Raw genomic sequence first — 21,630 nt, 5'->3', positions numbered from 1 at the left:
CGCCTATGGCTCGCTCTCATTAATCTCAAAGAACGGCTTCGTTTCGGATTCGAGCTTCGCTATAAGCTCGCTCTCATCTCGAAACTTTCAGCCACTCTCACACCATCCATAGCTGCCGATGTGATCCCTCCTGCGTAGCCGGCGCCCTCTCCGCATGGATAGAGGCCACGGATTGATGACTGGAAGGATGAGTCGCGCGGTATTCGAACCGGACTTGAGGTACGGCTCTCTACTCCGCTGAGGATCGCATCAGGACGGGCGAAGCCCTTTATCCTTTTATCGAAATAGTTCATACCCTCTATAAAGGCATTTTCTATATCAGGGGAGAATATTCCCCGGAGATTTGTAAGCTTATGACCTCCCTTAGTCAGAGATTCGAAGTCGCCGTAGCATGAGCTTTCCTTGTCAGAGACAAAGTCTGCAAAAAGCTGCTGGGGGATAAGTCCCTCGCAGAGATCATAGGCCCTCTTCTCAAGAGAGCGCTGGTACTTTATGGCACCCAGCGGATCATTCAGGTCATATTCCCCGTCACCTACTGATACGACAATAGCGGAATTGGCGTTTGCTGAATCTCTGGCGTAGTCGCTCATACCGTTTACAGCCAGAAGGCCCTGCTCAGATGAAGCGTTTACCACATAACCGCCCGGACACATACAGAAGGAATAGACATGCCGCCTTTCTCCATTCATGGACAGGCGATAGGGTGCTGGCGGAAGGACCGCTGCTGCTTGGTCTCCGTACTGGGCCCGGCTGATGAAGTCCTGAGGATGCTCGACACGAAAGCCTACGGCAAATTCCTTTGCCTGCATAGGGACTCCCTGACTATAGAGCTGATAAAAGGTATCCCTGGCTGAATGTCCTATGGCCAGGATCAGATCATCTGTCTCTATCTGGTCTATCACTCCATTATGTTCTGTCTCTATGCCTCTTACATGAGATGACTCTATTATGATCCTGCTAAGCCTGGTCTGGAATCTGACCTCACCGCCCTTTTCCTCTATGGCTCTTCTTATGTTGCCTATCACGCCAGTAAGGCGGTCTGTCCCTATATGAGGCTTTGCGTCATAGAGTATCTCCTCCGGCGCGCCGTATTTCACAAAGGTCTCAAGCACGAACCTGTTGCGGCCCTCCCTGTCATGGACTCCTGTATTAAGCTTGCCGTCAGAAAAGGCTCCTGCCCCTCCCTCTCCGAACTGGACATTGGAGTCAGGACGGAGGTGACCTGTCCTGAAGAATTCCTCTACATCGGCCTTTCTCTTCTCACCCGGTTCTCCTCTTTCTATTATAATAGGAGAGCGGCCCTCCTCAGCGAGGATAAGTCCCGCGAAAAGACCGGCAGGACCTAAGCCTACGACTACAGGGCGTTTTTGTGAGGTGAGAGGTGTGAGGTGTGAGGTGTGAGGTGCGAGGTCTGAGGTCTTATGTTTTATCCTATATACTTTTTTCTCGTATCTTCTAATATTTTTTATATGGCGATCTGTCAGGAGCTTCTTTTCGTTGAAGGCTCCAAAAACGGCTACCTGGTATAAAAGAACGACGTCAGGTTTCTTCCTTGCATCGACAGATTTCCTAAGGATAGTAAGCCTGTCGATCGCCTTCTCGCTTATACGAAGCCGCCCCGCCGCCTCGCGAAGAAGTCCCTTTTTTTCGTCCTCAAATGGAGTAAGCTTTATATTATCTATTACAATACCCATGAACCAATACCATTCTTTGCGCTGATGAATCCAGCTATTTCCTCACGCACCGATACCGCTCTGATGATTACAGCTGTTTTTTTACCTATCGATACCGGCCTTTTCCTTGATGAACCCAGCTATTTCCTCTGTGTCTGCGAAGTCTCTTCTGTCGATCCAGATCACCTCGGGATAGCGCCTGAAAAATGTCAGCTGTCTCTTGGCGAAGTGTCTGGAATCCTGCTTTATAAGCTCTATTGCCCTATCAAGCGTAGTCTCTTTTCGAAAATATGAAAACAGCTCGCGATAGCCTATGGCCTTTGCAGCAGTACAGTCCCTTTCTCCTATCCGGTCATATATCAATCGGGCCTCATCGACAAGACCTGCCTCTATCATGGCGTCCACTCTTTTATCGATCCGCTCATAAAGCTTCTTCCTGTCATCTGTTATCACAAAAAAGGACAGATCATAGGGAGAGCTTTTCTTCCTCTGCCCGTCGTTATGGTCTGAGATCTTCTCTCCGTGGATACGGTAATACTCTATGGCCCTTATTACCCTCTTTACGTTTCCGGCAGGGATCCTTTCTGCGCTCCTGGGATCTACATTGAAAAGTCTCTGATGCAGGGCCTCATTTCCATGCTCCCTTGCGTATTCCCAGAGGCTGTCGCGAAAGGCGGTATCTCCATCCTCCTCACCGAAGTCTATGCCATAGGCCAGGGCCTGGATATAGAATCCGGTCCCACCGCATATTATCGGTATCTCTCCGTCACCATAGATCCTCTCCATAGCGCCCTTTGCCATGGAGACAAACTCTGTCACATCATAATTCTCCTCGGGCTCTAGTATATCGATCCCGAAGTGCCTTACTCCATGCATCTCTCTTCTTGTGATCTTGGCTGTTCCTATATCCATGCCCCTGTAGACCTGCATTGAGTCAGCTGAGATCACTGAACCCTTAATCATCCTTGCCAGAGCAACGGATGCAGCTGATTTTCCTACTGCTGTAGGACCTGAAATGATTATTAGCTTATTCATAGGACACCCTTTCCGGCAGCATGGCCTGATGAAAATGCCCACTGCAGATTATAGCCTCCGCAGATCCCATCCACATCGACTATCTCTCCGCAGACGAAAAGTCCCGGGATCCCTTTTATCGACAGGTCGCAAGACAGCTCACTAAACGGCACTCCGCCCGATGTGGTCTGGGCCGACCCGAAGCCCTTTGATCCCTTTATCCTAAGGACTATACCCCTTGTCCTTGGAGGACGTCCATCCCATTCTCCTATAGTCATGCTCTTTCCCATCAGGGCCTTGGCAAGCTTTCTTGGAAAAAAGCCACTGACTAATAGCCAGGTCATGTCTGTTTCCTTAAGGCTCTCTGCTGCCATCTGCATATATTCATATATGGCACTCTCCTCTATCTCAGGGAGCAGGTCAACAGCTATCTCAACATCCTTTCCCTGATCAAGGGCTCTTACTGCCTTTGAGGACAGCTGAAAGACAGGAATACCCGATATCCCGAAATCCGTGATCTGCAGGTTGCCATAAGAGCTTCCTGCCTCTTTGCCTTCTATTAGAAGAGTAAGCCCTGCATCAACTCTTACTCCTGATGCTTTTTTAAGAAAAGAATCCTCTGTCACCAGCGGGACAAGGGCTGGAGAGGGATCAATAAGCCCGACCCCAAGCTCACTTAGAAATGAAAAGCCATCCCCGCTGCTTCCTGAGCCGGGAGAGGCCAGACCACCAGTTGAGAGTATCACTGCATCAGACTCATATGAGTATCCATCCGTATCGACAAGAAATCTGTTTGTCTTTTTCCTGATACCTCTTACTGTCTTTCCTCCCTTTATCTTTACCCCGAGCCGCTCTGCCCTTGATATAAGAGCGAGCTGTATGGACTCAGCCGAGAGGCTTGCCGGGTAGCACCATCCATCCCTTTCTGTCGTCATGACTCCTAAGTCCCTGAAGAAGTCGATCAGAGCCTCGTTTCCGAAGGCATCTATCACAGCCATCATCCGCTTCCTGTCATCAGTATTGTAGCAGCAAGCATCCATATGTCTGTTTGTGAAATTACATCTGCCGTTTCCGGTAGAAAGGATCTTTCTTCCGGCCTCGCTGTTTTTTTCAAGGATCATGACCCTGCCGCCTCCCTCTGCGGCAGTGATCGAGGCCATGAGGCCGGCAGGGCCGCCTCCTATGACTATGATTTCTTTCATTAGAGAAGATGCATCCTTTCAGCTATGGCAATAAGCCTGTTTCCATGAGGTATACGCCTTAGCTCCTCCTCTGTGATCCCCTTTAGCAGAAGCATCACTACAAAGTATACGAATACACCCGCAAAGAATGCAAGTATGGTTCCAAGCGCATTTGAACCTGTAAGGCCCTCTGCCAGTATATAGACCAGATAGACTGCTATTCCCATTATGACTGACCCTGCAAGAGGGGTAATATAGGTAGACCTCACGTCCTGATGGGTCCCCGAATACTTTATCACTGCCCTCCCATTCAGCAGGCACATAAGAAACGCATAGAAGGCATTCGCCAGTATCACAGCATAGATTCCAAGGTTGAAAAGCTGCATTGCCCCGACGAGAAAGACAGCCTGAAGGACAAGCGAGATCGCTGCATTCTTTACCGGTATTCTAAGCTTGTCTATTCCCTGCAGAAGTCCGTTGCTTAGGGTGGAAAGAGAATAGAAAAGTACCGATACTGCTCCTACCATAAGCATATATGCAGAGGTAGGATCCGTATCAGAGAAAAGAAGTCTCTGGACAGGACCTGCCAGTGCGAAGATCCCGATCGTACATGGAAAGGCTATTACCATTATAAATCTTGTCGCAGAATGGATCTTTGCTCTTACATCTGCCATATTCCCTCCCTTATAGGAGGTGATGAGTGCCGGTACCGATGAGGCTGCTATCGATGAAGCTATAGAAATAGGCACATTTATTATAACCCTATACTGTCCGGCATAGACACCCCACCAGACATCTATCGTATGCTGCTTTATGCCCTGAAAGAGAGCATAGTTCTTAAAGATTGCCTGATCTATTATAGAGGAGATATTATAAAGTGTCGTTGACAGAAGGACAGGAACTATAGTAGAAAGGAGCAACCAGAGGATATCCCCGTATTTCTCATGGCCTCCTGTCTTATCCTTTCTCATCATCCGCCTGAAGCGCTTACTGTAGATTGATATCACAAAGATAAGAAATGCCAGGGATGTAAGGGCTCCCATGGCTGTACCAAGAGTTCCTCCGGCAGCTCCCCAGGCCGCAGCATACTCAGCTTTATCTCCAAGCACAGCTCCGGCCTTTGCTCCGAAGGAATAAAGGAAATATGCGGCAACCACTGATACCACAGCATTTACTATCTGCTCTGCTATCTGAGACAGGGCCGTAGGCATCATGCTGTTTAGCCCCTGGAAAAATCCGCGCAGGACTCCTGCTATAGCCACAAGAAATATGACCGGGGCCAGGACCTTTAGGGCTATAGAAGCCAGAGGGGTCGCAAGAAGCCTTGCTGTAAAGAAATCCGCTCCGAACCATACGACAAGAGCGAAGCTTCCTCCGCTTACCGTAGCAAAAAGAAGAGCTCCCTTCAAGAATCTCCAGGCATTTCTCACCTGACCCTCTGCCATCCTTGTCGCTACAAGCTTTGAGACTGCAAGAGGAATACTGTATGAGGATATAAGCAGGATCAGATTGTAGATCTCGAATGCTGTCCCGTAATAGTTGTTTCCCTCCTTGCCTATTATGGCTGTGAGCGGCAGCCTGTAGACAAGGCCTATCACCCTGCTTATTATCGAGGCAACCGCAAGCAGCGACCCCTGCATCAGAAAGTTCACATCGCTCTTTTTGGCACGGCTCATCTCGTCAGTCCCTTCCGATTCCCAGACCATTTAGTATCTGGTCCTCTAATCTCTCCATCTCCTTTGCCTCGTCTGACCTCACATGATCATAGCCCAGCAGATGGAGCATACTGTGAGCTATCAGAAAGGCATATTCTCTTCTGACCGGGTGGCCGAATTCTGCTGCCTGATCAATGACTTTCCTGGTGCAGAGGACTATATCTCCCAGGACCACCTCTCCTGTATCCGGATCCCTTATATCATCACATTCATCAATAAAGGAAAAGTCTCCCGGTGCCGGAAAGGTAAGCATTGGAAAAGACAGGACATCAGTCACCCGGTCCACATTCCGAAACTCCTTGTTTTCTACATGGATCTCCTCCTCGCTTACCAGTGACAGGGAGACCTGGACAGGATAAGGGAAGGATAAAAGGTCAAGCGTTTCACTTATCACCGACTCTGCAAGCTCCTTATAGTCAGAGTCAAGTCCATCTGTTACGAGATCATCAATCAGTAAGGTCATTGTTCTATCCTTTAATAAATCAAAAATGTCAGAGCTCTTTTACGAGCCTGTCCCTGATACGCAGGAACTGGTTTATGGAAATCCCGGAATCGTCATATATTCCTGAAAGCGAAAGGTCATTGAAGGCCTGATAGATAAGCATCTGCTTGTTCCAGCCGCTCTCCATCTGATCTCCCTTTCTCGATATGGCATCCAGCCGTCTTATCACCGAATCACACATATGGACTATGGCTGATTCCCTTGTCGTAGGCCGACGTATCAGTCCCTGATACTCATAGAGTATGGCTGTAAGCTTCTCCGGAAAGCCGTTCTCTGCGGCTATCTCCATTGCACAGTCTATCTCCTTATCACCCCTTATCAGGCCTACCCTGTAGTAGAGTCCGCCTGCGGCTGCAAGATAAGGATCTGCTCCTATCTCCTGAGCTGCCTTCAGGGAAAGGACTGACAGCTTCCTTGCCCTCTCATACTCATCTGCCGAAAAAAGCTTTATATCCTCTATCAGAGGATAATCGTTATCTATTATGGTCTGATAGCTGTATCTTCTCTCCCGGCCTACCCATCCAGTCACAGCCGGCATGATAAGGACTCCGTAGATTGCTGTAGCAGTCGCCTCTATTGCCGCATAGATCAGATCAGTCCTTTCCAGAGAAAGCTTACTGAAATATCTTCCCGACAGGGGCAGGATGAACTGGACCGAGGCTGTCATTACTGAAAGGAAGGCCCTGTCAGCTCCACTGGCCTCTGTTATTACAGATGAAAGCATTACCGCTATGACCGCCTCACAATAGAGAATACAGACCGTATGCATATCCGAGCCCAAGCCGAAGACAAAGGAGCTTATTATGATAAATGAGCCGGTCATCGAAAGCAATCTGTTCCTAAACGACGAAAGAAGAAGAGCCACTATCATGACAGGAGATAGATAGTCAGGCAGGAAAAATGTCAGGACAAATAATAGTCCCTCTGCTATCACATATAATACTGTAAAGGGCTCGTACTCGGTATCATCATACCAGAGTCTTCCTGACCTTCTCTCGTTTATCATGAAAAGGGCAAAGGTAAGACAGAGCGGAAGGATGACCAGAGCCTCGCAGAGGACGCCTCCTGTTGCCAGTCCGCCTCTGTAGGCATAGAGACAGGCAGCTATCACGCTTACTGAAATAATGATGACTGTCATCATTACCCGTCTGGGATGAAGCCTTATCTCTGTCGTATAAGTCTTTTCTATCCTTACTGCCTCAGTGTCTGCGACGTTTTCCTGCTGCCTTCGTTTTTTCCTCATATTCTTCATAAGCTTTTACTATTTTTTGTACAAGAGGATGCCGCACGACATCTGCTCCTGTAAGCCTTACTACTCCGATCTCATCAACTCTGCGAAGTACCCTAAGGGCCACATCCAGTCCGCTCTTGCTTCCGGCCGGCAGATCCTTCTGAGTCGCATCACCTGTGATCACCGCCTTGCTTCCGAAGCCTATCCTGGTAAGAAACATCTTCATCTGAGCAGGTGTTGTATTCTGGGCCTCATCGAGGATTATAAAGGCATTATCAAGGGTACGGCCTCTCATATAGGCAAGAGGTGCTACCTCTATGGTGCCCTTTTCCATATTTCTCTGGAAGGTCTCGGCTCCCATTATCTGATAGAGCGCATCGTAGAGCGGACGAAGATACGGGTCGATCTTGGACTGGAGATCTCCGGGCAAAAATCCCAGCTTCTCGCCTGCCTCTATAGCAGGACGGGTAAGGATTATCCTCTCTACCTCCTCATGAAGAAAGGCTGTGATACCTATCGCCATTGCCAGATAGGTCTTTCCTGTTCCTGCAGGTCCGACTCCGAAGGTGATCATCCTCTTTCTTATAGTATCCACATATTCCTTCTGTCCAAGAGTCTTTGGCTTTACCGGTCTTCCGGATACGGTATGGCAGATCACATCCGAATCAAGCGTGACCAGTGGATGCGTATCTGCATCCGTCTTATCCTCTATAGAAAGTGCATATCTGACATCTGAGTCTGTGATCTGGTGACCTCTCTTAGACAAAAGCAGAAGCTCATCAAATACCTTCCTGGCCCTGTCTGTATCTTGGCCGGACAGCTTGACCTGATCGCCTCTTAATATAAATGAGACAGAGAGCTCCTTTTCCAGCAGCTTCACATGTGAATCAAACTCACCGAAAATATTTCTTAAGTCCTTTTCAGGAACCTGCAGACTAATCTCTTCCAACTAAAACCTTTCCTCCAGAACGATCTTTTTATCCTCCGGCCTCTGCTCCGAAAAGCTTACCGCATTTCTGATGTCATCCTCTGCATCCATAATAAGCTTCTGGCTCTTCGAGTAGAGATACATAAGTCTCTCTCCCTTTTTCACATAGTCTCCTCTCTTTTTGCAAAGGTAAACCCCTGCACCGTAGTCGATAGGATCCTCCTTCTTAAGCCGTCCCGCGCCGAGTATGGCTGCCGCATGTCCTATAGATGCTGCATCAACAGAGCTTATATATCCGTCACGATCTGCTGTAACCTCTCCCTTGAACTTATCTCCCGGGAGTAGATCAGGATGCTCTGTCACATCCCTTCCTCCCTGGGCTCTTAAAAGCTGCCTGAACTTGTTTATGGCTCTACCCTCGTAGATAGACTTAAGAGCCATCTCCTCTGCCTCCTCTGCTGAATCAGCCACTCCTGCAAGCATGACCATATGTGAAGCCAGACGGAGTGTAAGCTCTTTTAAGTCACTTGGTCCCTGCCCCTTAAGAACCTCTATGGCTTCCCTTACCTCAAGAGAGTTGCCTACTGCATTTCCCAGCGGCTCATCCATATCTGAGATCACGGCTGACGTCCTAAGTCCTGCCTTTCTGCCTATCTTTATGCAGAGGTCTGCAAGTCTTGTCGCTCCTCTCTTATCCTTCATGAAAGCTCCGCTTCCGCACTTGACATCGAGTACGACTGCATCGGCTCCTGATGCTATCTTCTTGCTCATGACGGAAGATGCTATAAGAGGTATGCTGTCTACTGTAGCCGTCACATCTCTTATGGCATAAAGCTTCTTGTCACATGGATCTAAGTTCTTCCCGGTAGTTGCTATAGCCGCTCCTATCCTCTTCACCTGAGAGACAAACTGGTCCTCAGTCAGATTGGTATGCATATCAGGTATAGAGGCAAGCTTATCTATAGTGCCACCTGTAAGGCCAAGGCCCCTTCCTGAAAACTTGGCGACCGGAATGCCTAGCGATGCGACCAGCGGAACCAGGATCAGGGTTGTCTTGTCTCCTACCCCTCCGGTCGAATGCTTGTCTACCTTTATGCCATCGACTCCTGACAGATCGATCCGGTCTCCGCTTTCTGCCATGGCCTGTGTCAGTATCTCTGTCTCCCACTCATCCATACCGCGGATGACAATGGCCATAAGCATGGCTCCGATCTGCTCGTTTGATGCGCTCCCGTCAACCACGCTTTTTACAAAAAACCTGATTTCCTCATCTGTAAGGGTATTTCCGTTTTTCTTCCTGTCTATGATATCAAATATCCTCATATTCCTCACTTATCCGGGTAATATGAAAACCCCATATGATAAACCTTACTCCGTTTGCCATGACGATCTATGGCCACTGCCGACAGAACATGATATCCCTTTGGTATCTCAATCGGCTCACTGTACTTATGATCTGATGCATCGGGTGTCCTGCTCTTCCTGCTCCAGGAATAATAGATAAAGCATCCGTCATCGGCCGTCAGGGTCACCTTTTTCTTTTTTGTAAACTTTCCACCATTCGGATCAGCCTTAGGCTCTGCCGGAGTTTTGTACTTTATCCGGTATACCCTTTTTTCGACCTCTCCGAACTTGCCATTGGTATTCCTGCATACGGCCTTCACGACGTTTTTGCCCTCTGTCAGATACAAGGACCCGTCATAGAGATGTCCGTGAACCCCGTTCGGAGCCTTGCCGTCCGTCGTATAGAATATCTGATAATCGCTCTCGTCCTCAGGCGTCTCAAGTGTAAGGACTATATCATCGTCATAGCTTCCCGATGGCTGTGAGAATACAGGAGGCTTAATAAGGAAGTCCTTGAACACTGCCTTAGTCTCTTCTCCATCAGCATACTTAAGCACATTCTCCATCGAATCATAGTCTCCGTCGCTCTCATAGAGCTTCAGGAGAAGAGAAAAAGCCTGGGTATAGTTCCCGTCCAGGGAAACTGCCTTGAGCAGAAATGACTTGGCAAGCTCCTTCTGACCACCAAGCCTTGAGTAGACATTTCCCAGAGAATAAAGGGTCCTTACATCCTCAGGCTTCTTTTCTAGAGCCCTTCTGTAATGCAGCACCGCACTGCTGTATTCCTTCTTTGTCTCGGCTGCTCTCCCCTGTGTATACTGGTAGGAGAATGATGTGGTGTACTGATAATATATAAGTCCCATCAGCGCTATCACTATTATGATTCCGATCGAAAGCTTCTTCTTCATAGGCCGCTACTCCTGGGCTGCCTCCACGCAGTTTTTCATAAGCATGGCAATAGTCATCGGTCCTACCCCTCCCGGGACAGGAGTGATATATGATGCCTTATCCTTTACAGAATCGAAATCCACGTCTCCACAGAGCTTTCCGTTCTCGTCACGGTCCATTCCGACATCTATTACTACTGCTCCATCCTTTATATAGTCTGCTGTAAAAAACTTAGGCTTTCCTATTGCTGCTATAAGGATGTCTGCCTCGCCTGTGACTGCCCTTAAGTCCCTGGTATGGGAATGGCAGACCGTGACTGTTCCGTTTTCTCTTAAAAGAAGCATTGCCATAGGCTTTCCTACTATATTGCTCCTTCCACAGATCACGCAGGTCCTGCCGTCTATTGCTATGCCACTTCTTTTGAGCAGCTCTATTATACCTGCTGGTGTGCAGGAGGTAAATCCCTTAAGGCCGATAGACAGCCTTCCGACTGATACAGGTGAGAATCCATCCACATCCTTATCTGGATCTATCGCATTTATCACCTTCTGCTCATCTATCTGGGCAGGCAGAGGAAGCTGGACAAGTATTCCATGCACTGACCTGTCTGCATTAAGCTCTGCTACCTTTTCAAGCAGACTATCCTCACTCGTATCGGCTGGCATTGTGACTGAGACCGACTTGATCCCTGTATACTCGCAGGCCTTTATCTTATTCCTGACATAGACCCTGCTGGCCGGATCATCTCCTACCAGAACTACTGCAAGACATGGCTTTATCCCCTTTGCCTTGAGGGCCTCTACATCCTGCTTTACCTCATCCTTGATCTCCGTAGAGATCTTCTTTCCATCAATAATATTCATTATATATTTTCTCTTTCTCTTCACCAGGTTCGAGATTCGCTTTCAGCTTGCTCTCATCTCGAAACTTAAAGCCTCAGACAGCGGCCTCGCACCTCTCACCTCTCACCTCAACACCTACTAAAACAACCCAACAATCCTTCCATCATCTGTCACATCGATATTCTCTGCTGCCGGATGCTTTGGAAGGCCAGGCATTGTCATGATATTTCCAAGAACTGCTACGACAAAACCGGCTCCTGCTGATGGGTAGATCTCCCTTACATTTACAGTAAAGCCGCTCGGCCTGCCAAGTGCCTTTGCATTGTCTGACAGAGAATACTGTGTCTTTGCCATGCAGACAGGAAGAGAATCCATTCCCAGGTCCTTAAGCTTTATCAGCTCCTTTTTTGCGGCCGGAGCATAGCTTACTCCGTCTGCACCGTAGATCTCCCTCGCGATAGTCTCGATCTTTTGCTCAAGCGGCAAATCATCCGGGTAAAGCGGAGCAAAATCGCTCTTCTTAGTCTTTAGTGTCCCTATAACCTTATCAGCAAGAGCCAGTCCTCCCTCGCCTCCCTTTGCGAAGACCTCTGAGAGAGCGAACTCTGCTCCTCTTTCCTTACAGAAGCTCTCTACAAAGGCGATTTCTGCCTTTGTATCAGTATCGAAGGAATTCAAGGTTACGATCACAGGGACCTTGTATTTCTTCAGGTTTTCTATGTGCTTCTCCAGATTTACTATTCCCCTCTTAAGAGCATCGAGATCTTCCTCCTTGAGCTGATCCTTAGGGATACCTCCATTATACTTAAGAGCCCTTATAGTAGCAACGAGGACTACAGCATCAGGATGAAGTCCGGCCTTCCTGCACTTGATATCAAAGAACTTCTCAGCACCGAGATCGGCTCCGAAGCCTGCCTCTGTGACTGCTATATCACCAAGCTTCATTGCTGCTTTTGTAGCACGGACAGAGTTGCAGCCATGCGCTATATTTGCAAAAGGTCCTCCATGGACTATGGCCGGATTGTGCTCTAAGGTCTGGATCAGGTTAGGCTTTATAGCATCAACAAGAAGGGCTGCCATAGCGCCTACTGCCTTCAAGTCCTCTGCAGTGACCGGCTGGCCCTTGAAATTGTAGGCAACTATTATCTTCTTAAGGCGCTCCTTTAAGTCATGAAGATCATCTGCCAGACAAAAGATCGCCATGATCTCGCTTGCTACCGAGATAACGAAATGATCCTCACGAGGCATTCCATCCGGCTTTCTGCCCAGACCTACGACGATATTTCTAAGCACCCTGTCATTCATATCCATGCAGCGCTTCCAGACCACGCTTCTTGGATCGATGCCAAGCTCATTGCCCTGCTGGATATGGTTGTCAAGCATGGCTGCAAGCAGATTGTTGGCACTCGTAATAGCATGGAAATCACCTGTGAAGTGAAGGTTCAGCTCCTCCATAGGGACCACCTGGGCATAGCCGCCTCCGGCAGCTCCTCCCTTTATACCAAAGCATGGTCCGAGTGAAGGCTCTCTTAGGGCAGCAACTGTCTTTACACCACGTCTGTTAAGAGCATCAACAAGTCCTATCGTAGTAGTGGTCTTACCCTCACCTGCCGGAGTAGGATTTATTGCGGTGACAAGGACCAGCTTGCCATCCTCCTTCTTATCAAGCTCCCGTAAATATTCCTCTGAAAGCTTTGCCTTGTACTTACCATAGAACTCAAGTGAATCGCGAGGTATGCCGGCCTTTTCTGCGACCTCCTCGATCCTTAGCTTTTCGGCTTCCTGTGCTATCTCGATGTCTGACTTCATTCTTGCCTCCTGTTTCATATACCTTCCAGATAGTTATCGAACTCTTCCTTTGTCATAAGAACTGCGCGTGGCTTGGTGCCTGTCTCAGCTCCGACCACTCCGGCCTCCTCGAGCTGGTCCATGATCCGGGCCGCCCTGTTGAAGCCTATCTTGAAATTCCTCTGCAACATACCGATAGATCCCTTCTGCTTGTCTATTATCAGATAAGCAGCATCAGCGAAATACTGGTCCTGCTGGTCGAAATCATTATTTCCATCTCTGTCAGCCCCAGATGAGGCAGGAGTACTTTCCTCGATCGACTCCTCTATGCTGCTGTCGTACTCTGCATCACCGCCATTCATCTTCTTGATATAATCGACTACCCTCGACACATCCTCGTCAGGGACAAAGGCTCCCTGGACTCTTTCAGGCTTTGAAAGTCCCTGAGGGAAATAGAGCATATCTCCCTTGCCCAGAAGCTTCTCAGCCCCGTTCATATCAAGTATGGTACGGGAATCCACACCACTTGTCACCGCAAAGGCTATACGGCTTGGCATATTTGCCTTTATGAGTCCTGTGATGACATCTACCGACGGTCTCTGGGTAGCTATTACCAGGTGAATACCGCAGGCTCTCGCAAGCTGGGCCAGCCGGCATATGGCTCCCTCTACCTCCTTGGGACACTGCATCATCAGATCAGCCAGCTCATCTACTATGACGATTATCTGAGGCATCCTCTCGGTCTCAACCATTACGGTCTCTCCGTTTTTGTCCCTGACTCCTATCTTACCATTTTTTATCCTGGCATTGTAGCCCTTTATATCACGGACACCGGTCTGGGCGAATTTCTTGTATCTGTCGGTCATCTCGTTTACTGCCCACTGGAGGGCTCCGGCTGCCTTTTTAGGATCGGTTACCACCGGAGTCATCAGATGAGGGATACCGTTATAGATAGAAAGCTCGACCACCTTGGGATCTATCATTATGAATCTGACCTCATCAGGTCTGGCCTTGAAAAGGATTGACATGATTATGGTATTGATGCAGACCGACTTTCCTGAGCCTGTAGCTCCTGCTATTAAAAGATGCGGCATCTTTGCTATATCAGATACTATTACCTTTCCGGCTATATCCTTTCCTGCTGCAAAGGCTATCCTTGATTTCGTCTTACGGAACTCATCTGACTCCATCATCTCCCTGAACGGCACTACCTGAGTATGCTTGTTGGGAACCTCTATCCCGATGGCACTCTTTCCCGGGATAGGTGCCTCTATCCTTATATCTGATGCAGCAAGGTTAAGCTTGATATCATCGGCTAAGTTTACTATCTTTGATACCTTTACTCCTATCTCAGGATGGATCTCAAACCTTGTGACAGTAGGTCCGCAGGTCACCTCTGTCACCTGTGCATTGACCCCGAAATTATGGAGAGTCGTTGAAAGCTTGTCTGCTGTCTCCTGCAGGGACTCCCTTGTATTCGCATTTCCATTCTGTTTCTCCTGCTTTAGCAAGTCAAAAGTCGGAAAGATGTAGTCCTTTTTCTTTGGAAGACTCTTATCAATGGATGGATCAGTAGCTGTAGCGCAACAAGCAGGCTCTTTTGTCTTCTGCTCCACAGGTGCTTCATAAAATGTCTCCTCCTGCTGCAATGACTCTGGCTCTTTTCTGCTGTCTTGACCGCTTTCTGCTGCCTCAACAGGCGATGCTTCTATATCTTCTGGATCAGGAACTACCGGATCAGGCTCAGGCGGCCTTTCATCAGGAATATGTATATTCGTCTTCACCTCGCATCCGCTATGGAGGTCAACCTCCTGCTTCTCTATTTCTTGTGGCAGCTCTATCTCCTTATCATCTGCCTTGTCATCATCTTCTATCTGATCGGCAGTGATCTCCCTTAGTCCGTCCTTATGGTCCTTTACCTTCTCATTCTTAATGAATGACGGAGTAAGGGCTACGCCCTTTATCGCCTTTCTTTTCCTGGCAGGAGGCTTGTCCGGTTTTTCTTCTGCCCTTTTCTTATCCTCCCGGGCTGGCCTTTGTATGTCCTTATCCTTCCTGTCTATAAGGTGACTTAGAAATCCCCTTTCTGTGATAAGCACAGTGCATATGATCATGAAGATAAGAAGCAGGATTCCTGCGGCAAGAGCTCCGAAGGCCTTTGAAAAAATAAGAGCCGTTACAGCTCCGAAAAACCCTCCGCCTGTTCTGTCTCTATAGGAAATAAGATATGCCCTGCCTGGCGAAGGCAGATCTGATCCGTATCCGAACAGATCTATGATCCCGTCCAGGAAGATTATAAAAAGAACGGATGCCCAGAGCTTTACCTCGGCTATCCTGTTGCCCTTATTCGATATAGCAAAAAAAATCCCGATAAGAAGTCCTATCGGGAGCACGTAATTTATCGCGCCAAAAAGCCCGAAGAGAAAACGGCTTATAACATTTCCCGCTTTCCCTCCGAGCCCGAAATTGCTGAGTAGCAGCAGTGTGCAGACTGCAAGGGAAAGCCAGAGATATACATCTCTATTGACTCCCGAGGCGCCCTTCGCGCTTGTGGAACCCTTAGTGCCTTTCCTTTTTTTCTTTGTGCCTGACATTTGCTGCCTTGTATTAACCTTTCTGTGTATCTCCGCAGAGATAATTGTAGAGCCCCTCATACTTGAACTTTGAGGCGTTCCATGAGTAATCCTTCTTCATATCTCTCTCCGCCATCTTATTCCACTCGACCTTCTTCGTGAAATAGATCTCCTTGGAATAATTGACGATATTTAGCATCTCGTCTCCGTTATAGTTCTTGAATGAGAAGCCGTCCCCGGTCTTCTCATACTCATTGTATGGAGTTACTGTATCCTTCAGTCCTCCTGTCTCCCTTACGATAGGAATGGTTCCGTATCTGAAGGCTATCAGCTGGGTAAGTCCGCATGGTTCAAACCGTGACGGCATAAGGAAGGCATCTGCCGCAGCATACAGCTTCCTTGCCATATCCTCTGAGTAATAGATATTGGCTGAGATCCGATCCGGATACTTCCATGCATAATGGCGGAACATATTCTCATAGCGGTTCTCTCCGGTACCAACTACTACGAACTGGGTATTATCATCTGCTATACCGTCCATACAGTAGTTTATCAGATCGAGCCCCTTCTGATCGGTAAGTCTCGATACAAGACCTATCATGTATTTCTTTCCGTCCACAGTAAGCCCCAGCTCCTCCTGGAGCTTTTCCTTATTTATCTTCTTGTTCCTGCGGAAGGAGGAAACATCATACTGTTTGAATATTGACATATCTGTCGAAGGGTCATAGGTAATATAGTCGATACCGTTTACTATTCCCTGCATATCGAAATGTCTTGATGACAGAAGTCCGTCGAGTCCCTCGCCGTAATAAGGCGTCTGGATCTCCTCGCAGTAGGTCTGAGAAACTGTCGTGATATAGTCTGCATAGACCAGACCGCCCTTAAGCATATTCCCTGCCTTATTGAACTCGAGCTTGTCCGGTGTGAACAGATATGACGGAAATCCCGAAAGCCCCTCTATTGTCTCTATATCCCAGACTCCCTGGAACTTGAGATTGTGGATCGTCATAATAGTCTTCATACCCCAGAAGAACTCATTACCCTGGAATTCATTCTTCAGATAGACCGGAATAAAGCCTGTCTGCCAGTCATGGCAGTGGATTATATCAGGCTTGAAGCCGATCACCGGAAGCATGGACAGGACTGCCTTGTCGAAATAGATGAACTTCTCTATATCGTATCTGGTGTCTCCATATGGATAGAAGCACTCGAAATACTCAAGATTGTCGATGAAATAATAGGTGACGCCTGCGTATTCATACTCCATAACGCCAACATACTTTTCACCCATAAGAGGTCCGCCCGACATCTGGAAGCTGGTCTTGAACTTGAAATTGTCACGAAATCTCGGCGGTATACAGGTATAGTCAGGGATCACAACCCTTATATCCCAGTTCTCCTTGTCAAATTCCTTGGGGAGAGCGCCAACTACATCGGCCAGTCCTCCGGTCTTTACGAACGGAAAGCATTCACTTGCGGCAAAAAGAATCTTCTTCATAGCATTGCCTCCTTTATCGTGAGGAGATCATTCCTCGCTGTCATTTTCCCAGTTATTATATACCTCCTGGACATCGTCGTCATCGTCGAGCCAGTCAAGTATCCTCTGAATATTGGTCTTGTCCTCTTCACTCGAAAGAGTCACATAGGTCTGAGGGATCATGGTGACCTGGGCGTCAGCCATAGGCAGTCCCTGATCCTCGAGCTTTTGTCTTACATCTGAGAAATCAGCCGGATCAGTCGTGATCACATAGCTGTCATCCTCCTCGACAAAATCCTCTGCTCCTGCGTCAAGAGCCTCCATCATCAGAGTATCGGCGTCTGTATCGGCCTCTTCCTTATCGACGATGATCTGACCCTTTTCGTCAAACATATATGATACACACCCCTGTGTACCTATATTTCCGTGTCCCTTTGAGAAAGCATTCCTTACATTTGCGGCTGTACGGTTCTTATTGTCTGTAAGAGCCTTTACTATTATAGCAGTTCCGCCCGGGCCGTATCCCTCATAGGTGACAGTCTCGTAATTGACGCTCCCTGCATCTCCTGCAGCCTTCTTTATACCTCTGTCTATAGTATCATTAGGCATATTTGCAGCCTTGGCCTTCGCGATCACATCACGGAGCTTGCTGTTATTTGCAGGATCAGGACCTCCCTCCTTTACCGCAACAGCTATCTCACGTCCTATAATTGTGAATACCTTTCCCTTTGCGGCGTCATTTTTTTCTTTCTTGTGCTTGATATTAGCAAACTTTGAATGTCCTGACATTTTGAATAAATATCCTTTCCATCTTATTTAACTTAAATATTTTACCATTATATGGTTCTTCTTTCAAGCCTTCCATACCTTTACTTTTGTTATGACCCTCTCGTGGACATTTAAGATTTCAAATATATATCCGAATGCCTTTAGCTTGAAATGGGCATTTTCCTCCGGGACATGTCCGTACAGATAGAGCAGGAGTCCGTTCAGCGTCTCGATCTCCGACTCTATCGGTTCAGTAAGATCGATCCCAAGCCTTTCTGACACCTCCGTAAGCGGTGCCTTTCCGCTTATTATATATACCCCCGGAGCCTTTTCTACTATAAGTCTCTCATCGAGGTCATGCTCATCCTGGATATTTCCGACAATCTCTTCTATGATATCCTCCATAGTGATGATGCCAGATGTCTGTCCATACTCATCAACGACTATCATCAGATGAAGCTTCTGGAACTGCATCTGGGTAAAGAGGGTGTTTATGGAGTGGGTTTCCGGTATGAACTCTGCCTTTCTTATAAGTCCGTCAATATCGCGGATCTTTCTGGTCCTGTCGGTGTCTGTTATCGCGAAATGAAAGAGCTCCTTCATATGGATAGTCCCGATTATATTGTCAAGATCCTTAAGATATACCGGGAATCTGGAATAATGGCTCTTATCGAAGACAGCTATGGCATCCCTTAAGGTCATCTCCCCGTCAAGGGCAAAAATATCTGATCTGTGAGTCATTATATCCTTTGCATCCTTGTCATCAAAGGCGAAGATATTCTCTATCATTTCTGCCTCTGAGGCCCTGAGATTACCCTGTTCATGGCTTTCATTGACCATGGACATTATGTCCTCCTCGGTCACGTTGGGATCAAGGTTATGCAGCGTCCGCTTCTGTTTATTCTTTGAAAAAATACTCATAAGCCCTATCTGAAGAATTTCTTCTTCTCAACCATTTCTTTGCCCTTGTAGTAAAGGCGCGGTATCCTGATCCCCAGATCGCAGGCAAGCTCATAGTTGAACCTTCCCGATATCCTGCCAAGCTCCTCTATAGTGATCTCCTGATCTCCATCCCTTCCTATCAGGGTCACCTGGTCCATATTGGCTGCCTCCGGGACGTCTGTCACATCGACCATCATCTGATCCATGCAGATACGTCCGACCACAGGGCATCTCTTCCCACGGATTATCACCTCTGCCTTATTGGACAGGGACCTTGGATATCCATCAGCGTATCCGACAGGAACTGTTGCTATCCTCCTCTCACCATCAGTCACATAGATCCCTCCGTAGCTTACAGAGCTTCCCTTTGGCAGGGTCTTTAAATGCACTATATGGGATACAAGTGTAAGAGACGGCTCAAGCGGGAAGCTGTGGTCTACATCATCCGAGGGCCACATGCCGTACATCGTGATACCAAGCCTTACCGCATCGAGCTTATCCCTGTCATAATACATTGAAGCAGCAGAATTGCAGCAATGTCTTATGGAAAAATCAAGGCCTCTCTGATGGAGCATATCTATCATCTTAGAGAATTTGTCATACTGCATATTGGTATATGTCATATCCTTCTCATCTGCCCTTGCAAAATGGGTAAATATCCCCTCCGGCACAAGGACCGGGTCAGAGAAAAGCTCTGCTATCTCATCTGCTGCCTGCTCAGTCACAGGATATCCTATACGGCCCATTCCGGTATCTATAGCTATATGACAGTATACCTTTTTCCCCAGCCGCCTCGCTGTATCGGCATAATCCATCGCCATCTTTCTTGAAAAGATGACAGGACGCACCTCCTGTCTTACTATCCTCTCATATGAATGGGTAAAGGTAAAGCCAAGGATGAGAATAGGTTTCCTGACTCCGGCATCAAGGAGCTCATAGGCCTCCTCTGCTGTGGCTGCTGCATATCCGTATATATCCGGATCATTTTCCAGATCCTTAGCGATCGGAACTGCGCCGTGACCGTAGCCGTCTGCCTTTAAGACCGCATACATTTTTTCTTCTCTGCATCTATTCTTTACTTCTCTTATATTATGCTCTATCGCGTCGAGATCTACCTTGGCGCATATTCTGTAAAAGTCCATTTATGCTTCCTTTTCCTTATCCTTTATCCTGTCACACTGCATAAGTACAGTTGCCAGTGACTCTGCTATATCAAGAGCCTTCATTCCTCTCACTCCGTACCTCGCCGCTGCCATATCTCCTGCAGCTCCGTGTATATATACTCCAAGGCCTGCCGCCTCAAGGGCCTTACATCCCTGGGCCAGAAATGAAGCTATGACACCTGAAAGCACATCGCCGCTTCCCGCCGTTGACATACCGTTATTTCCTGTAGTATTTATGATAAGCTCTCCGTCAGGTGCCGCTGTGACTGTGATCGCATCCTTAAGCGCTATCACTGCGCCATACTGCCTAGAATACTCTGTTGCAGCCTCCTCCCTATGCTCCTTAAGCCATGATATGGTCTTACCGCATAGTCTGCTCATCTCCATAAGATGAGGCGTAAGTATCACAGGATCTGTCCTGGCCTTTTCCTTCAAAAGTAGCAGCAGCGTATGATCCTGTGAGATCAGATTCAGCCCGTCCGCATCTACAGCAAGCGGAATACCCCGGCTTTTTAGCAGGGCAAGCAGGAGCTCCTCTGCTTTTTCATCCATGCCGATCCCTGGTCCTATAAGGGCTGCATCCGCCCAGGACAGACTTTTTAGTATGGAATCAGCTGAGGTATCCGATGAAAAGAGAGCCTCGGGGACAATGCTCATAAGCGGCTGGAAATTCCCCTTATCACTTATTACCTTTACCATACCAAGCCCGCACCGCATTGCAGCAAGAGTGCTTAATATGGCTGCGCCAGCACATTCATGTCTTCCTGCTATGATAAGAAGCTTTCCATAGGTCCCCTTATTGCTGTCATCCTTCCTTTCCGGAAGAAGCTTTATTATCTCCTGTCTTTTCAGGATCCATTTTTTCACCGGCTGCCCCTCCCTTCCTTACAGACGATAAAGGATTGCCGAGCGCACCTTTTGATCTCCATTCTCCCGGAGTATCCTCCTTATCGTTTTCATTATCCTCTGCAGAATGTCCCGACATATATGAGTCCTTGCTGGTAAGCACTATCTGATCATCATCCGTGATATCAAAAAGCGTCACCATATCCTTGCCAAAGATATCGTGCATATAGGAATAGATCTCACGGTTATTTATCTCCCGGTTCTGCTTTCTTATTATATTTTTCTTGAGCTTTACCCTGATATCCTTTATCCATTCCGAGATCTCATTTATCTCGTCTGTATTTGTCCTCATCCTCTGATAGGCGAACTCTACAGTACGCTCCATCAGCTGATTGTTTGCATTCTTTATCTCCTTTGGAAGCTCTAAGAGCCTGTCCTCTATCTCCTCTATCCTTCGATTTGTCTCGTCAATCATAGAGGCATCCTTGGTGACATTGGTAGATCCTGCCTCATTTACATGATCTACTATATTGGCCATTAGCTTCTTCTTTACCTTTTTAAGCTCCTTAAGCTCATTCCCGAGTCCGCCCTGCTCCTTTAGAAGCTCATTTAATGCGACCTCTGAGGTCTTTATTTCATCAGGCTTGCCCTCGAGCGCAAAGAGTCTGTGCCACTTCTGGTCAAGGACCAGAACAGGTATCTTGGTATCAGATACTCTCCTCTTAACTTCCTCCAGATCCATATTATCCCTCCAG

General features: G+C 47.7%; 18 protein-coding genes. All 18 read right to left on the bottom strand.

Annotated elements, in window-relative coordinates:
- Positions 1-59: 59 nt before the first annotated feature.
- The 18 genes from ACTNCK_RS03500 to ACTNCK_RS03415 all read right to left on the bottom strand — a co-directional run bounded on the left by ACTNCK_RS03500 (position 60) and on the right by ACTNCK_RS03415 (position 21,617).
- Positions 60-1,694, bottom strand: a complete 1,635-nt coding sequence (locus tag ACTNCK_RS03500; RefSeq protein WP_441080991.1) for an NAD(P)/FAD-dependent oxidoreductase — start codon at positions 1,692-1,694, stop codon at positions 60-62.
- An 81-nt stretch (positions 1,695-1,775) separates the two neighbouring features.
- Positions 1,776-2,708 (bottom strand): tRNA (adenosine(37)-N6)-dimethylallyltransferase MiaA, encoded by a 933-nt coding sequence (gene miaA / locus ACTNCK_RS03495; RefSeq protein WP_441080990.1) that lies wholly within the window; start codon positions 2,706-2,708, stop codon positions 1,776-1,778.
- Positions 2,705-3,889: an aminoacetone oxidase family FAD-binding enzyme gene (locus ACTNCK_RS03490; protein ID WP_441080989.1), complete on the bottom strand. Its 1,185-nt coding sequence runs from the start codon at positions 3,887-3,889 to the stop codon at positions 2,705-2,707. The genes miaA and ACTNCK_RS03490 overlap by 4 nt, the downstream gene beginning before the upstream one ends.
- Entirely contained in the window at positions 3,889-5,574 is a 1,686-nt protein-coding gene (locus ACTNCK_RS03485; RefSeq protein ID WP_441080988.1) for a putative polysaccharide biosynthesis protein, read from the bottom strand. Before ACTNCK_RS03485 ends, ACTNCK_RS03490 begins: the two co-directional genes overlap by 1 nt.
- Positions 5,549-6,046, bottom strand: coding sequence for an rRNA maturation RNase YbeY (ybeY, locus tag ACTNCK_RS03480; protein ID WP_441080987.1), 498 nt, complete (start codon positions 6,044-6,046; stop codon positions 5,549-5,551). Before ybeY ends, ACTNCK_RS03485 begins: the two co-directional genes overlap by 26 nt.
- 28 nt (positions 6,047-6,074) lie before the next feature.
- Positions 6,075-7,328: a hypothetical protein gene (locus ACTNCK_RS03475; RefSeq protein ID WP_441080985.1), complete on the bottom strand. Its 1,254-nt coding sequence runs from the start codon at positions 7,326-7,328 to the stop codon at positions 6,075-6,077.
- Positions 7,285-8,265: a PhoH family protein gene (locus ACTNCK_RS03470; protein ID WP_441080984.1), complete on the bottom strand. Its 981-nt coding sequence runs from the start codon at positions 8,263-8,265 to the stop codon at positions 7,285-7,287. Before ACTNCK_RS03470 ends, ACTNCK_RS03475 begins: the two co-directional genes overlap by 44 nt.
- Positions 8,266-9,567: a thymidine phosphorylase gene (locus ACTNCK_RS03465; RefSeq protein WP_441080983.1), complete on the bottom strand. Its 1,302-nt coding sequence runs from the start codon at positions 9,565-9,567 to the stop codon at positions 8,266-8,268.
- 5 nt (positions 9,568-9,572) lie between these two features.
- A complete protein-coding gene (locus tag ACTNCK_RS03460) occupies positions 9,573-10,496 on the bottom strand; it encodes a chitobiase/beta-hexosaminidase C-terminal domain-containing protein (protein WP_441080982.1) in 924 nt (307 codons plus the stop codon).
- A 6-nt stretch (positions 10,497-10,502) separates the two neighbouring features.
- The gene (gene folD / locus ACTNCK_RS03455) at positions 10,503-11,342 is read right to left on the bottom strand and encodes a bifunctional methylenetetrahydrofolate dehydrogenase/methenyltetrahydrofolate cyclohydrolase FolD (protein ID WP_441080998.1); all 840 of its coding nucleotides are present in this window, start codon (positions 11,340-11,342) and stop codon (positions 10,503-10,505) included.
- Positions 11,343-11,456: 114 nt separating this feature from the next.
- Positions 11,457-13,127, bottom strand: coding sequence for a formate--tetrahydrofolate ligase (locus tag ACTNCK_RS03450; protein ID WP_441080981.1), 1,671 nt, complete (start codon positions 13,125-13,127; stop codon positions 11,457-11,459).
- A 14-nt stretch (positions 13,128-13,141) separates the two neighbouring features.
- The gene (locus ACTNCK_RS03445; RefSeq protein WP_441080980.1) at positions 13,142-15,700 is read right to left on the bottom strand and encodes a DNA translocase FtsK 4TM domain-containing protein; all 2,559 of its coding nucleotides are present in this window, start codon (positions 15,698-15,700) and stop codon (positions 13,142-13,144) included.
- 13 nt (positions 15,701-15,713) lie between these two features.
- A complete protein-coding gene (locus ACTNCK_RS03440; protein ID WP_441080979.1) occupies positions 15,714-17,177 on the bottom strand; it encodes a glycogen synthase in 1,464 nt (487 codons plus the stop codon).
- A gap of 27 nt (positions 17,178-17,204) precedes the next feature.
- The gene (locus ACTNCK_RS03435) at positions 17,205-17,945 is read right to left on the bottom strand and encodes a YebC/PmpR family DNA-binding transcriptional regulator (RefSeq protein ID WP_441080978.1); all 741 of its coding nucleotides are present in this window, start codon (positions 17,943-17,945) and stop codon (positions 17,205-17,207) included.
- A 63-nt stretch (positions 17,946-18,008) separates the two neighbouring features.
- Positions 18,009-18,845, bottom strand: a complete 837-nt coding sequence (locus ACTNCK_RS03430; protein ID WP_441080977.1) for a hemolysin family protein — start codon at positions 18,843-18,845, stop codon at positions 18,009-18,011.
- Positions 18,846-18,850: 5 nt separating this feature from the next.
- Entirely contained in the window at positions 18,851-20,008 is a 1,158-nt protein-coding gene (gene alr, locus ACTNCK_RS03425) for an alanine racemase (protein WP_441080976.1), read from the bottom strand.
- The gene (locus tag ACTNCK_RS03420; protein ID WP_441080974.1) at positions 20,009-20,896 is read right to left on the bottom strand and encodes an NAD(P)H-hydrate dehydratase; all 888 of its coding nucleotides are present in this window, start codon (positions 20,894-20,896) and stop codon (positions 20,009-20,011) included.
- Complete coding sequence (locus ACTNCK_RS03415; protein WP_441080973.1) at positions 20,835-21,617, bottom strand: hypothetical protein; 783 nt, start codon at positions 21,615-21,617, stop codon at positions 20,835-20,837. Before ACTNCK_RS03415 ends, ACTNCK_RS03420 begins: the two co-directional genes overlap by 62 nt.
- Between the last annotated feature and the right edge of the window lie 13 nt (positions 21,618-21,630).

The organism is Candidatus Weimeria sp. HCP3S3_B5 (genome assembly GCF_052064335.1).
Lineage (GTDB): Bacteria > Bacillota > Clostridia > Lachnospirales > Lachnospiraceae > Weimeria.
Note: the sequence above shows the minus strand (reverse complement) of the source record. Positions and strands in the feature narration are given on the sequence as shown.

Excerpts from the sequence above, each read along its gene's own strand:
- ACTNCK_RS03415 (WP_441080973.1), bottom strand. The coding sequence starts at position 21,617 with ATGGATCTGGAGGAAGTTAAGAGGAGAGTATCTGATACCAAGATACCT.
- ybeY (WP_441080987.1), bottom strand. The coding sequence starts at position 6,046 with ATGACCTTACTGATTGATGATCTCGTAACAGATGGACTTGACTCTGAC.
- ACTNCK_RS03445 (WP_441080980.1), bottom strand. The coding sequence starts at position 15,700 with ATGTCAGGCACAAAGAAAAAAAGGAAAGGCACTAAGGGTTCCACAAGC.
- ACTNCK_RS03490 (WP_441080989.1), bottom strand. The coding sequence starts at position 3,889 with ATGAAAGAAATCATAGTCATAGGAGGCGGCCCTGCCGGCCTCATGGCC.
- ACTNCK_RS03440 (WP_441080979.1), bottom strand. The coding sequence starts at position 17,177 with ATGAAGAAGATTCTTTTTGCCGCAAGTGAATGCTTTCCGTTCGTAAAG.
- ACTNCK_RS03475 (WP_441080985.1), bottom strand. The coding sequence starts at position 7,328 with ATGAGGAAAAAACGAAGGCAGCAGGAAAACGTCGCAGACACTGAGGCA.
- ACTNCK_RS03500 (WP_441080991.1), bottom strand. The coding sequence starts at position 1,694 with ATGGGTATTGTAATAGATAATATAAAGCTTACTCCATTTGAGGACGAA.
- ACTNCK_RS03460 (WP_441080982.1), bottom strand. The coding sequence starts at position 10,496 with ATGAAGAAGAAGCTTTCGATCGGAATCATAATAGTGATAGCGCTGATG.
- ACTNCK_RS03435 (WP_441080978.1), bottom strand. The coding sequence starts at position 17,945 with ATGTCAGGACATTCAAAGTTTGCTAATATCAAGCACAAGAAAGAAAAA.
- ACTNCK_RS03430 (WP_441080977.1), bottom strand. The coding sequence starts at position 18,845 with ATGAGTATTTTTTCAAAGAATAAACAGAAGCGGACGCTGCATAACCTT.
- ACTNCK_RS03485 (WP_441080988.1), bottom strand. The coding sequence starts at position 5,574 with ATGGTCTGGGAATCGGAAGGGACTGACGAGATGAGCCGTGCCAAAAAG.
- ACTNCK_RS03450 (WP_441080981.1), bottom strand. The coding sequence starts at position 13,127 with ATGAAGTCAGACATCGAGATAGCACAGGAAGCCGAAAAGCTAAGGATC.
- ACTNCK_RS03465 (WP_441080983.1), bottom strand. The coding sequence starts at position 9,567 with ATGAGGATATTTGATATCATAGACAGGAAGAAAAACGGAAATACCCTT.
- miaA (WP_441080990.1), bottom strand. The coding sequence starts at position 2,708 with ATGAATAAGCTAATAATCATTTCAGGTCCTACAGCAGTAGGAAAATCA.
- alr (WP_441080976.1), bottom strand. The coding sequence starts at position 20,008 with ATGGACTTTTACAGAATATGCGCCAAGGTAGATCTCGACGCGATAGAG.